Below are 12,420 nucleotides of genomic sequence, written 5' to 3' on the forward strand. Positions count from 1 at the left end.
AGCAGCCTATCCAGGACGTCTGCATGGCCTTGCAACTGACCTTCGGCGAAGCCAGCGCCACCGGCCCACGGGCTGAAAACCAGGACGCCATTCGCGTGGTGACTCCGGCGCCAGGTCTTGCGGCAAGCAAGGGCTACCTGTTCGCCCTCGCCGATGGCGTGAGCCAGTGCGCCGATGGCGGGCTGGCGGCACGCGCAACCCTGCAGGCGCTGGCGCTGGATTACTACGCCACGCCGGAAACCTGGGCCGTGGCGCAATCCCTCGACCGCCTGCTGGTCGCCCATAACCGCTGGCTGCAAGCCAACGGCAGCGGCCAGCCACTGCTGACCACGCTGACGACACTGGTGTTGCGTGGCCGCCGGTTCACCCTGGCGCATGTCGGCGATTGCCGCGCGTATCGGTGGCACACCGGGCACCTGGAGCGCATCAGCGAGGACCACGTCTGGGAACAGCCGGGCATGCAACATGTGCTCAAGCGCGCCATGGGCCTGGATCAGCACCTGGTGGTCGACTACCTCGACGGCGAGCTGCGCGAGGGCGAATGTTTTCTGCTGGTCAGCGACGGCGTGTGGGCGACCCTGGGTGATGCTGGCATCCAGCGCATTCTGCATGACGAAAGCGACCTCGACGCCGCCAGCCGCGCGCTGGTCAGCGCGGCTCACCTGGCTGGCAGTCAGGACAATGCCAGCGCGTTGTTGCTGCGCATCGATGCGCTGCCGGAGAGCGCGCTGTCCGACACCCTCGCCCAACTGGATCACTGGCCGCTGCCGCCTAAGTTGCGCGACGGTCAGGCATTCGAGGGGTGGCACATCGAGCGCTTGCTGGCCGAGTCGCGCCAATCGCTGGTCTATCGCGTGCGCGACAACCAGGCGCGGCGCTGGCTGCTCAAGACCCTGCCGGCCAGCCGCGCCACAGAACCGCAGGCGGGGCCGGCGCTGCTGCTGGAAGAATGGTTTCTGCGTCGGGTCGCCGGGCGCTTCTTCGCTGAAATTCCCGCACTGCCGCAACGTCAGCACCTGTATTACATCCAGCGTGAATACGCCGGCCAAACCCTCGCCGAGCACATGCGCATGTCCGGCCCGCTGGGGCTGCCCGAATGGCTGGACATCGCCCCGCGTCTGATCAAGGCGCTCGGCATGCTGCATCGACGCAATATTCTGCACCGCGACATCAAGCCGGAGAACCTGCTGTGGGGCGACGACGGCGAGCTGCGCGTGCTGGACTTCGGCCTCGCGTACTGCCCTGGCCTGTCGCGCGATGAAGCGCACGAGTTGCCCGGCACCCCGAGCTACATTGCCCCCGAAGCTTTCGCCGGCGCTGCGCCCGACCCGCGACAGGATCTCTATAGCGCAGGTGTGACGCTCTATCAGCTGCTCACCGGGCACTACCCCTACGGCGAAATCGAGGCGTTCCAGCACCCGCGTTTTGCCAGCCCTACTCCGGCCAGCCGCTATCGCCCGGACCTGCCCGGCTGGATCGACGACAGCCTGAACCGCGCGCTCAGTGCAGATCCAAAGGCGCGCTATGAAACCGCGGAAGAATGGCTGCTCGCCCTCGAACAGGGGGAACGCACCTCCCTCAGCAGCAAGCCGCGACCGTTGCTGGAGCGCGAGCCGCTGCTGGTCTGGCGCGGTGTTGCGTTGTTCTCGCTACTGGTGAATCTGGCGCTGCTGCTGGTGCTCCTGACCTGACCGGTGAAACGCGCGTAGCGCACCAATGCAGCGCAAGCCGCATTCAAACAGTGCAATTCGCTTTACCGAAAGACGCTCGCAAACACTTGAAAACCCAGCAAAAACGCTAATCAGGCGAGTTGGCACAAGCTCTGCATTGGTAGCCCTATGCAACACCCGACATAGAGTGAGGCCCTCAACGTGGAGAGCGCACTGCCCGATAGAACGGGATCAGGACAAAGGCGTCCTCGCTAGGCAACTGGCGGGACGCCTTTTTTGTTTTACGGCTCGCCACACCTGGCAGCCACGCTGCAAGCCGTCGCGGGGCGACGTTAAAAATTGTTCCCGACAATTTTTCCGTACTTTTTGATTCAGGAGATGGCCGGCATGAAAAAACTCAAGCTGGTGATGATCGGCAACGGCATGGCCGGAGTCCGCACCCTCGAAGAGCTGCTCAAGCTCGCCCCCGACCTTTACGACATCACCGTGTTCGGTGCTGAGCCCCATCCGAACTACAACCGGATCCTGCTTTCGCCCGTCCTGGCTGGCGAGCAGACCTTCGAGGAAATCGTCCTCAACGATATCAACTGGTATGCCGACAACGGCATCAAGCTACTGCTCGGCCGCAAGGTCGTCGAGATCGACCGCAAACGGCGCCGGGTGATCGCGGACGACGGCAGCGAAGCGGACTACGACCGCCTGCTCATTGCCACCGGCTCCAACCCATTTATCCTGCCGATCCCTGGCAACACCCTGAAGGGCGTGATCGGCTATCGCGATATCGCCGATACCCAGACGATGATGGAAACCGCCAAGACCCACAGCCACGCGGTCGTCATCGGCGGCGGTCTGCTCGGCCTGGAAGCCGCCAACGGCCTCAAGCAGCGCGGCATGGACGTGACCGTCGTGCACATCAGCGACTGGCTGCTGGAACGCCAGCTGGACAAGAACGCCGGCAAGTTGCTGCAGGGCGCCCTGGAAGCGCGCGGCATTCACTTCCGCCTCAACGAACACACCCAGGAGTTGATGGACAACGGCGAAGGCCGGGTCTGTGCGCTGCAGTTCAAAAGCGGCGACGTGATCCCGGCCGATCTGGTGGTGATGGCGGCGGGTATCCGGCCGAACACCGAACTGGCGGAGAAAGCCGGCATCCCGTGCAACCGCGGCATCCTGGTCAACGACACCATGCAAACCTTCGACCCGCGCATCTACTCGATCGGCGAATGCGCCAGCCACCGAGGTATCGCCTACGGCCTGGTGGCGCCGCTGTTCGATCAGGCCAAGGTCTGCGCCAACCACCTGGCCCAGCTGGGGTTCGCCAGCTATAAGGGCTCGGTGACCTCGACCAAGCTGAAGGTTACCGGCATCGATCTGTTCTCCGCTGGTGAGTTCATGGGCGGCGAAGGCACCGAGACCATCACCCTGTCCGACCCGATCGGCGGCGTTTACAAGAAGCTGGTGATCAAGGACGACATTCTGGTCGGTGCCTGTCTGTACGGCGATACCGCCGATGGCGGCTGGTATTTCCGGCAGATCCGCGAGAACCACAATGTCAGCCAGATTCGCGATCATTTGATGTTCGGCGAGAGCACCCTTGGCGACGTCGGCCACCAGGGCCAGAGCAGCGCAGCGAGCATGCCTGACAGCATGGAAGTGTGCGGCTGCAACGGCGTGTGCAAGGGCACCATCGTCAAGGCAATCCAGGAAAACGGCCTGTTCAGCGTCGACGAGGTCAAGAAACACACTAAAGCCGCCAGTTCGTGCGGCTCCTGCGCCGGCCTGGTCGAGCAGATTCTGATCAGCACCGTCGGCGGCGCGGCTGACGTCAAGCCGAAGAGCGAGAAGGCCATCTGCGGCTGCAGCGAGCTCAATCATGGCCAGGTGCGCAAGGCCATCCGCGACGAGCACCTGACCAACATCACGCAAACCATGGCGTTTCTGAACTGGAGCACGCCCAACGGCTGCGCGACCTGCCGCCCGGCGCTGAACTATTACCTGATTTCCACCTGGCCGGGCGAAGCCAAGGACGACCCGCAGTCGCGCCTGATCAACGAGCGCGCCCACGCCAACATCCAGAAAGACGGCACTTATTCGGTGGTGCCGCGGATGTGGGGCGGCGTGACCAACCCCTCCGAGCTGCGCCGGATTGCCGATGTGGCGGACAAATATCAGGTGCCGATGGTCAAGGTCACCGGCGGTCAGCGCATCGACCTGCTGGGCATCAAGAAGGAAGACCTGCCGGCGGTGTGGAAGGACCTGGACATGCCGTCCGGGCACGCTTACGGCAAATCCATCCGGACGGTGAAGACCTGCGTCGGCAGCGAGTTCTGCCGCTTCGGTACACAGAACTCGACCCAACTGGGCATCGACCTGGAACACGACCTGTTCAATATGTGGTCGCCGCACAAGGTCAAGCTGGCGGTGTCGGGCTGCCCGCGCAATTGCGCCGAAGCCGGCATCAAGGACGTCGGCATCATCGGCGTCGACTCCGGCTGGGAGATGTACATCGGCGGCAACGGCGGCATCAAAACCGAGGTGGCCGAGTTCTTCGTGAAACTCAAAACCGCCGAAGAAGTGCGCGAATACAACGGCGCCTTCCTCCAGCTGTACCGCGAAGAAGCCTTCTACCTGGAGCGCACCGTGCATTACCTGCAGCGCGTCGGCATGGAGTACATCAAAAACGCCGTGGTCGAGGACGCTGAGAACCGCAAGGCACTGAATGCACGCCTGCAGTTCGCCCTCTCCTTCGAACAGGACCCGTGGAAAGAACGCATCGAACAACCGCTGCTAAAGAAAGAATTCGATCGCATCGCCGTTGTAGAAATTGAGGAGGCCACCGTATGAATTGGCTGGATATCTGCGCGCTTGAGGAAATCAACCCACTCGGTTCGCGCATCGTCGCCGGCCCCAAGGGCGATATAGCGGTTTTTCGGACCTCGGCCGATGAAGTCTTCGCCCTCGACGACCGCTGCCCGCACAAGGGCGGCCCGCTGTCGCAAGGCCTGATCTTTGGCAAGCGGGTGTCCTGCCCGTTGCACAACTGGCAGATCGAACTGGCCAGCGGCGAGGCCGTGGCGCCTGACGTCGGCTGCGCCCATCGGCATGACGCCAAGGTGGAAAACGGGCGCGTGCTGCTGGCGCTCAACGTCGCAGCCGAGTGCGCGTAAACCTGCAGGCCGCCACGTATGGAGTCGAACGCCATGAGCCAAACCAACCAGATCACCGCCTCGACCTGCTGCTACTGCGGTGTCGGCTGTGGCGTGCTGATCGAACATGACGGCGAGAAGATTCTTGGCGTGCAGGGCGATCCCGACCACCCTGCCAATTTCGGCAAGCTGTGCAGCAAAGGCTCTACTCTGCACCTGACCGGCGACCTCGACGCCCGTGCGCTGTACCCCGAGCTGCGCATGGGCAAAGGCCTCGCCCGCAGCCAAACCGACTGGGACAACGCCCTGGACCACGCGGCCAACGTGTTCGCCGCGACCATTCGCGAGCACGGCCCCGACAGCGTAGCGTTCTACATCTCCGGACAATTGCTCACCGAGGATTACTACGCGTTCAACAAGCTGGCCCGCGCCCTGGTTGGCACCAACAACATCGACAGCAACTCGCGGCTGTGCATGTCCTCCGCGGTGGTGGGCTACAGGCGCAGCCTCGGCGCCGATGCGCCGCCGTGCAATTACCAGGACATCGAGCAGAGCGACTGTGTACTGATCGCCGGCAGCAACATGGCATACGCCCATCCGGTGCTGTTCCGCCGCCTGGAGGAGGCCAGGGCCAAACGTCCGCAGATGAAGATCATCGTGATCGACCCGCGCCGCACCGATACCTGCGAGCTGGCCGATCTGCACCTGGCGATTCTGCCCGGCACCGATGTCGCGCTGTTTCACGGCATTTTGCACATCCTCATGTGGGAAGGCTGGGTCGACCGCGCCTATGTCGACGCGCATACCGAAGGCTTCGATGCGCTCAAGGAACTGGTACGTGACTACAACCCGCAGATGGTCAGCGAGCTGTGCGGCATCAGCGCGGAAAACCTGCAGCTGTGCGCCCGACTGATCGGCCAGGCACCGAGTTTTCTTTCGCTGTGGTGCATGGGGCTGAACCAGTCCAGCGCCGGCACGGCGAAAAACAGCGCCTTGATCAATCTGCACCTGGCTACTGGGCAAATCGGCAAAGTCGGCAGCGGCCCGTTTTCCCTGACGGGCCAGCCCAACGCCATGGGCGGCCGCGAAACCGGCAGCCTGTGCAACCTGCTGCCGGGCCACCGCGACGCCGCCAAATCGGACCATCGCGCTGAAGTCGCCGCCTACTGGGGCGTAGACAGCCTTCCGCAAGCGCCTGGGCTGAGCGCAGTCGAATTGTTCGAGCAGGTACGCATCGGCAAGATCAAGGCCCTGTGGATCGCCTGTACCAATCCCGCGCAGTCGTTGCCCGACCAGAACAAGGTCCATGAAGCCCTCGCCGCCTGCCCGTTCGTGGTGGTGCAGGAAGCGTTCTTCACCACCGAGACCTGCCATTACGCCGACCTGCTGTTGCCAGCCGCCAGCTGGGGCGAAAAGGAAGGCACGGTCACCAATTCCGAACGCCGCATCAGTCATGTCCGCGCGGCGGTCCCTGCGCCAGCGCAGGCGCGCGCCGACTGGGCGATTACCTGCGATTTCGCCCGGCGCCTGGAACAACAGCTGCGTCCCGGCGTGCCTAGCCTGTTCGACTTCGACGGCCCGCCCGCGCTTTTCGAGGAATACAAATACCTGACCCAAGGGCGCGACCTTGATCTCAGCGGTTTGAGCTACGCGATTCTGGATAACCAGGGGCCCCAGCAGTGGCCATTTCCGGCGGGCGCCGACGCGGGAACCGCGCGGTTGTACGAAGATGGACGGTTCCCCACCGCCAGCGGCCGCGCGCAGTTTCTCGCCGAGCCCTATCGCCCCGCCAAGGAGAAACGCGAAGCGCGCTTCCCGCTGACCCTCAACACCGGGCGCCTGCGTGATCAATGGCACGGCATGAGCCGGACGGGCACGGCGGCGCGCTTGTTCGGCCATGTCGACGAGGCGGTGCTGACCCTGCACCCGGATGAGCTGCGCCGTCGGCGTTTGCAGGGCGGCGATCTGGTCAAGGTGCGCAGCCGCCGTGGCAGTTTGATTGTGCCGGTGCAGGCCGATGACGCGGTGCGCTCGGGCCAGGCGTACCTGCCCATGCATTGGGGCAATCGCTTTCTCAAAGGCCTGGGTACCAATGTATTGACCCAGCCAGCCTTTGACCCTTTGTCCAAACAGCCCGAGTTGAAACACGCCGGGGTGGAAGTTGAAAAGGTCGACCTGCCCTGGTCGTTCTTCGCCCTGGTCGAAGGCGAGGTGCAAGCCCGTTTCGAAGCGCTGCGCCCGCTGTTCGAAGAATTCGCCTATGCCAACCTCACGCTCACCGGCCGTGATCGCCCCGCACTGTTGATTCGCGCAGCCAGCGCAGTGGCGCCAAGCCCGGAGCTGCTGGCACAAATCGATCGACTGTTGTGCCTGACCGAAGGCCCGGTGCTCGCCTACGACGACCCACGCAAGGCCGTGGGAAAACGCGTGCGCATTGAAGACGGTCGCATCGTCAGCATCCGCCTCGCAGGCGAAACCCTGGCCCGCGACTGGCTGAAGGCATTGTGGAACGAAGGCGTGGCGGATGCGGATCTACGCCGCTGGTTGCTGGCACCGGTATCGGCGCCACCCGGCACGGCCAAGGGCAAGAAAGCCGGCAAGACGCTGTGCAACTGCCTGAACGTCAGCGAAGACGCAGTGTGTGCAGGTATTGCCAGCGGCATGGACCTCGACGGCCTCAAGCGGGAGCTGGGCTGCGGCACCAGTTGCGGCTCGTGCGTACCGGAAATCAGGCGCCTGATCAGCCAGCAAGCCGTGGTCAAGGTCGCAGCGAAACTCGCCTAGCGGCGAAAACTGCCACCGGTCGCCCATTGTGCACGACCAAATTTTATTCAAATCCGGGAGAACACTGATGAACGCGAAAGTCTGGTTGGTTGGCGCAGGCCCGGGTGATCCGGAGCTGCTGACGCTCAAAGCGGTTAGAGCCCTGAATCAGGCCGATGTCGTGATGATCGACGATCTGGTCAATCCGGCGGTGCTGGAACACTGCCCGGCAGCGCGCATTGTACGGGTCGGCAAACGCGGGGGCTGCCGCTCGACGCCGCAGGCCTTCATCCATCGGCTGATGCTGCGCTACGCCCGCCAGGGCAAATGCGTGGTACGCCTGAAAGGCGGCGACCCATGCATTTTCGGGCGCGGCAGCGAAGAGGTCGATTGGCTGCAGCAGCATGGCATTGAAGTCGAGATGGTCAATGGCATCACCGCCGGCCTCGCCGGCGCCACCAATTGCGGGATTCCGCTGACGCTCCGCGGTATTGCCCGCGGCGTGACGCTGGTTACTGCGCACACCCAGGACAACAGCAGCCTGAACTGGCAAGCACTCGCCCAAGGCGGTACCACCCTGGTGGTCTACATGGGCGTGGCCAAGCTGTCAGAAATTCGCGAAAGCCTGCTGGCCGGAGGCATGCGCGATGATATGCCGGTGGCGATGATCGAAAATGCCTCGCTACCCGAGCAGCGCGAATGCCGCAGCGTTCTTGCGCACATGCATCAGGACGCCCTGTCCTTCCAGCTGAAAAGCCCGGCGATTCTGATCATCGGTGAGGTCGCCGCTGAACAACAAGCCATGACCGCCGCCCTACGCGCCTGACCAGCGCATCGTTCCTGCTGAGTCGTTCTTAACCGGCCATGCGCCGGTTTTTTCCAGGCAAGAAAAAACCCGGCCGAGACCGGGTTTTTCTGAAACCAGATCCGTTACTGCTGGACTTGGGTTTCTACTTCAGCTTCAACACGACGGTTGACTGCACGGCCAGACTCGCTCGAGTTGTCAGCAACCGGGCGAGATTCGCCGTAGCCAGCAGCGTTTACACGCTCGGCTTCAACGCCGTACTGATTGACCAGTACTTCACGAACCGCGTTGGCGCGACGCTCGGAAAGCTTCTGGTTATAGGCATCAGTACCAACCGAGTCAGTGTGACCCTCAACAGTGGTGCTGGTTTGTGGGTACTGCTTGAGGAAGTCAGCGAGGTTCTTGATGTCGCCGTAGCTTTCTTCTCTAACATTGGCCTTGTCGAAATCGAACTTGACGTCGAGTTCTACACGAACAGTTTCCATCGGCTCTTCAGCAGCAACCGGCTCAGGCATTGGCTCGGGAGCGGCTTCAACGACTTCAGCAACAGGACGGGTGCTGCCGCCGAAGTTCAGGCCGACACCAACGCCAGCTTGCCATTCGGTGTTTTCGGTATCCAGGCTGTGCAGTACATCTACACCGGCGCGAGCAAAGAACATCTCGGTGAAGTAGTACTTGGCACCGGCACCCACGATAGCGAAGGTGGTCTTGTCGTCGCCACGGGTGAAGGTGTTGTCCAGATCCTGGTGACCGAAGCCAGCAGAAACGTACGGACGCAGGCTCTGGGCAGCTGGGGTACCGAAGTGGTAAACGGCTTCCATGGTGCTCAGGGTGCCGTCGATCTGCTCACGACCGTGGGTGGAACCTGGCAGAGTGTCCTGCGAGCGAATGCTGCGGTACACACCATGCGACAGGTTCAGCGAGACGTCATCGGTCAGATAATAACCAATGCTACCGCCGAACAGGTTGCCATCGGTTACTTCACGATTGCTTTCGGAAAATGCACGCTTGCCGAAAGCTTCCACTTCGACTGCGCCTTGACCCTGAGCTAACACACTGAGAGAAGAAGAAGCCAGCAGTGAGCCAATGACAACGCCTAAAGTGTTTTTCAATTTCATTCTGTAAATCCCTATCTTGGTGGTCAGTAAGTTGTCTGACAAACACAAGACAACTCAGCAGCGAACATTAACATAATTAACCGAATAGTTTGACGTATTTACGCTTATTAAGTTTCAGGCGTATCCGAAAATTTTTCACGCAGCCGATCAAGGGCACGTTTGTAGCGCATCTTTGTCGCGCTCAGGCCCATGTGCATGATGTCAGCGATCTCCTGAAACTCGAGCTCTGCGACAAAACGTAGCACCAGAATTTCCCGGTCAATGGGGTTGACATGGATGAGCCAGCGATCCAGACCTTGCCGATCTTCAACTTTCGGGTTCTTTTCTTCTGCTGCTTCTTCAAGCGGATCCAAACTTAGCGCATCCATAAGTCTGCGTTTGCGCCGCTCTTTGCGATATTGGGTGATGCATTCGTTATAAGTAATGCTGTAAAGCCAGGTTTTAAACTTTGACTTTCCTTCAAAGTTCTTTAGGCCATAAAGAACTTTCAGCATAACTTCCTGACAGACATCATCCGCGTCGCGATCGTTTCCTAAATATCGCGCGCACACGTTGAACAATGTGCGCTGGTAGCGGCGCATCAGTTCTTCGTAAGCACGGGTGATGTGAAACAGCTCTTCATGGGCGCGCGCCACCAGCTCCTCATCCGAGAGCTCGCGGGGATCGTAACGCACGGGTTGCGGTTGAACTTTATTCAAAACGAGTCGAGCCGACAGTCAGGTCAATGGCTGCCAGCGCCGGAATCAGTTCGCTGGCTGGCGGCATACATTAGCAGGGATTACGGCCTCAGCGGCTGCTTACCCGCTGCTCGAGGATCGTCCGATTGGCGATGGAGACCAGCTCACCCGCATCCGTCAGCAGAATGGTCTTTACCGTGCCAATCTCTTCGATCTGACCTTCCACATCCCCTACCTGCATGTGCTGCCCAACTTCGTAAAGCTCGCGTACATAAATGCCCGCGAGAATCTGCCCGGCAATTTCGCGACTGCCCAGACCTAGCGCCAGCGCCACGGCGAGCCCGACCGAAATCAGAACGATCGCAATCACGTTATTCAGCAGGTCCGTTTTGACCTCGAGCTGACCGATCGCCACGGAAATGCTGATGATGATCACCAGGCCTTGGGCGATACGCCCCAAGCCATTCGCGTAGTCCAGCCCCACCCCTTCGGCAGCGCCTCGCACCAGCCCGCTGACCAGTTGCGCCAGCAGAATACCGGCCACCAACACCAGGGCCGCGCCGAACACTTTCGGCAAATAAAGAGCGAGAACGTCGAGGGTTGCGGACACCCGTTCAAGGCCAAGGGACTCAGCCGCCGAGACAAGAAAGATCAGCAGCACGAACCAGTAAACGATCTTACCGATCAGGGTCGACACCGGCACCTGAATGCCGGCCCGGCTCAGTAGCTTGGTCAGGCCCGTACCCGCCATCAGGCGATCCAGGCCGAGTTTGCCCAGCAGTTTCGAAAGCAGCGTATCGAGCAGCTTGGCGACGACGAAACCAAGCAATACCAGAATCAATGCCACGAACAGGTTAGGGATAAAGCCAGCGACTTTGGTCCAGAGTGCGGTCATCGCGGCAATCAGGCTTTGGGTCCAGGGATCGAGTTCCATTTCAGTCAGCCTTATCTGTAAAACGAGCGGAAGGATGGCGGCGGGAGACGGGCGTAACATGGGTCGAGCCGCTATTTACTGCAATCATCAACGCGCCAACCCAGTGCCCCATGAGCGCGAACAGATCACCAGCGCCCACTTGCCGATTGGCGGTCTTCAACACGCGGTTCAGGCAGGCATCGTCGTCGTGGTTTGACGTCGGCGACTTGAGAAGATCGCGCAGGGATTCTTCAAATGGATCATGCATGGAGCGGCGCCTCACAGGGTGTGTCGGCTAGACGAGTTGGGAAATCGGCAAGTCACATCAGGCCCAGCGCAGGCGGCGTAATAACCACCACTGCCCAAATGCCACCGCAACAATCAGCAAACACACCACCAGGAAGCCATATTGGCTGTCCGCGCCAGGAATACCGCCCACATTCATTCCCAGCAGACCGGTTAGGAAGGTGATGGGCAGGAACACCCCGGCGATGATGCCGAAGCGGTACATGGTGCGATTCATCCGCTGATCCATGCGCCGATTTTCCGCCTCCAGCACCAGGCTGACCCGCTCGCGGCTCAACTCCAGCTCTTCCAGATAGCGGGTCAGACGGTTGTTCAGTTCGTTCCAATAATCAGTGTCGTCGGCAACGAACCAGGGCTGCTGGTTGCGGGTCAGCTGAGCGTAGATATCCCGTTGCGGGGCCAGGAAGCGCCGGAGGCTGGCCGCGCGTCGGCGCATCTGCAATAACTGGGCGTGATCGGGAACATGGCGTTCTGCGGCGTCGATCTGCTCTTCCTGGGCGTCCACCTGTTCGGACAGCTGAGTGACCAGGCTCTCGACCTTGTCCGTCAGGTGATGCGCCAAGCTGAGGATCACTTCGGAGGCGGATTTCGGACCGGTGCCGGCTGCCAGTTCGGCGATAAGCTCTTCAGTAGCGCGCACCGGACGCAAACGCAGCGAGATGATTCGACGGGCGCTGGCAAAAATACGCAACGACACCATGTCTTCCGGCTCAGCCCCCGGATTGAGGTTGACGCCGCGCAGGAACAGCAGCATTTCGTGCTCCGGCAGCGGCAGTAGACGCGGTCGCGTATTTTCCTCAAGCAGCAGGTCGCAGGCAAAGCTGCTCAATCCGCTATCGCGACGAAGCCATGTCTGGGTGTGCGGATGACCCCGGTCCCAATGCAGCCAGAGACTTTCCCGGTCATCCAACACGATAGTCGCGAGCTGCTCTTGAGCAATCGGTCGCGCACCGCCTTCGCCATCCAGCACGAACGCGTGGACCAGCGCCCCTCTTGCATTGTCTTGTTCGTGCATCCCCGTA

Annotated in this window: 10 protein-coding genes; 5 read left to right on the forward strand and 5 right to left on the reverse strand. The window is 61.3% G+C overall.

Annotated features, from left to right (window positions below):
- Positions 1-23 precede the first annotated feature (23 nt).
- From ACX0MV_RS08430 to cobA, 5 genes are all read left to right on the forward strand, one after another.
- The gene (locus ACX0MV_RS08430) at positions 24-1,691 is read left to right on the forward strand and encodes a bifunctional protein-serine/threonine kinase/phosphatase (RefSeq protein ID WP_458982048.1); all 1,668 of its coding nucleotides are present in this window, start codon (positions 24-26) and stop codon (positions 1,689-1,691) included.
- A gap of 366 nt (positions 1,692-2,057) precedes the next feature.
- Positions 2,058-4,514 (forward strand): nitrite reductase large subunit NirB, encoded by a 2,457-nt coding sequence (gene nirB / locus ACX0MV_RS08435; protein ID WP_458982049.1) that lies wholly within the window; start codon positions 2,058-2,060, stop codon positions 4,512-4,514.
- The gene (nirD, locus tag ACX0MV_RS08440) at positions 4,511-4,837 is read left to right on the forward strand and encodes a nitrite reductase small subunit NirD (RefSeq protein ID WP_458982050.1); all 327 of its coding nucleotides are present in this window, start codon (positions 4,511-4,513) and stop codon (positions 4,835-4,837) included. Before nirB ends, nirD begins: the two co-directional genes overlap by 4 nt.
- Positions 4,838-4,870: 33 nt before the next feature.
- A complete protein-coding gene (locus ACX0MV_RS08445; protein WP_458982051.1) occupies positions 4,871-7,600 on the forward strand; it encodes a nitrate reductase in 2,730 nt (909 codons plus the stop codon).
- Between the two features lie 67 nt (positions 7,601-7,667).
- Positions 7,668-8,405 (forward strand): uroporphyrinogen-III C-methyltransferase, encoded by a 738-nt coding sequence (cobA, locus tag ACX0MV_RS08450; protein ID WP_458982052.1) that lies wholly within the window; start codon positions 7,668-7,670, stop codon positions 8,403-8,405.
- A gap of 104 nt (positions 8,406-8,509) precedes the next feature.
- Here the strand turns inward: cobA and ACX0MV_RS08455 are convergent, their stop codons facing one another.
- From ACX0MV_RS08455 to ACX0MV_RS08475, 5 genes are all read right to left on the reverse strand, one after another.
- Positions 8,510-9,502: an OmpA family protein gene (locus ACX0MV_RS08455; protein WP_458982053.1), complete on the reverse strand. Its 993-nt coding sequence runs from the start codon at positions 9,500-9,502 to the stop codon at positions 8,510-8,512.
- 107 nt (positions 9,503-9,609) lie between these two features.
- On the reverse strand, positions 9,610-10,200 hold the full coding sequence (gene sigX, locus ACX0MV_RS08460) for an RNA polymerase sigma factor SigX (RefSeq protein WP_458982054.1): 591 nt from the start codon (positions 10,198-10,200) through the stop codon (positions 9,610-9,612).
- An 88-nt stretch (positions 10,201-10,288) separates the two neighbouring features.
- Complete coding sequence (locus ACX0MV_RS08465) at positions 10,289-11,113, reverse strand: mechanosensitive ion channel family protein (protein WP_458982055.1); 825 nt, start codon at positions 11,111-11,113, stop codon at positions 10,289-10,291.
- A gap of 1 nt (position 11,114) precedes the next feature.
- Positions 11,115-11,360, reverse strand: a complete 246-nt coding sequence (locus tag ACX0MV_RS08470) for a CrfX protein (protein ID WP_458982056.1) — start codon at positions 11,358-11,360, stop codon at positions 11,115-11,117.
- 57 nt (positions 11,361-11,417) lie between these two features.
- Positions 11,418-12,413 (reverse strand): zinc transporter ZntB, encoded by a 996-nt coding sequence (locus ACX0MV_RS08475; RefSeq protein ID WP_458982057.1) that lies wholly within the window; start codon positions 12,411-12,413, stop codon positions 11,418-11,420.
- Positions 12,414-12,420: the final 7 nt, after the last annotated feature.

It is taken from the genome of Pseudomonas cistanchae (assembly GCF_054483635.1).

Excerpts from the sequence above, each read along its gene's own strand:
- ACX0MV_RS08430 (WP_458982048.1), top strand. The coding sequence starts at position 24 with ATGGCCTTGCAACTGACCTTCGGCGAAGCCAGCGCCACCGGCCCACGG.
- nirB (WP_458982049.1), top strand. The coding sequence starts at position 2,058 with ATGAAAAAACTCAAGCTGGTGATGATCGGCAACGGCATGGCCGGAGTC.
- nirD (WP_458982050.1), top strand. The coding sequence starts at position 4,511 with ATGAATTGGCTGGATATCTGCGCGCTTGAGGAAATCAACCCACTCGGT.
- ACX0MV_RS08445 (WP_458982051.1), top strand. The coding sequence starts at position 4,871 with ATGAGCCAAACCAACCAGATCACCGCCTCGACCTGCTGCTACTGCGGT.
- cobA (WP_458982052.1), top strand. The coding sequence starts at position 7,668 with ATGAACGCGAAAGTCTGGTTGGTTGGCGCAGGCCCGGGTGATCCGGAG.
- ACX0MV_RS08455 (WP_458982053.1), bottom strand. The coding sequence starts at position 9,502 with ATGAAATTGAAAAACACTTTAGGCGTTGTCATTGGCTCACTGCTGGCT.
- ACX0MV_RS08465 (WP_458982055.1), bottom strand. The coding sequence starts at position 11,113 with ATGGAACTCGATCCCTGGACCCAAAGCCTGATTGCCGCGATGACCGCA.
- ACX0MV_RS08470 (WP_458982056.1), bottom strand. The coding sequence starts at position 11,360 with ATGCATGATCCATTTGAAGAATCCCTGCGCGATCTTCTCAAGTCGCCG.
- ACX0MV_RS08475 (WP_458982057.1), bottom strand. The coding sequence starts at position 12,413 with ATGCACGAACAAGACAATGCAAGAGGGGCGCTGGTCCACGCGTTCGTG.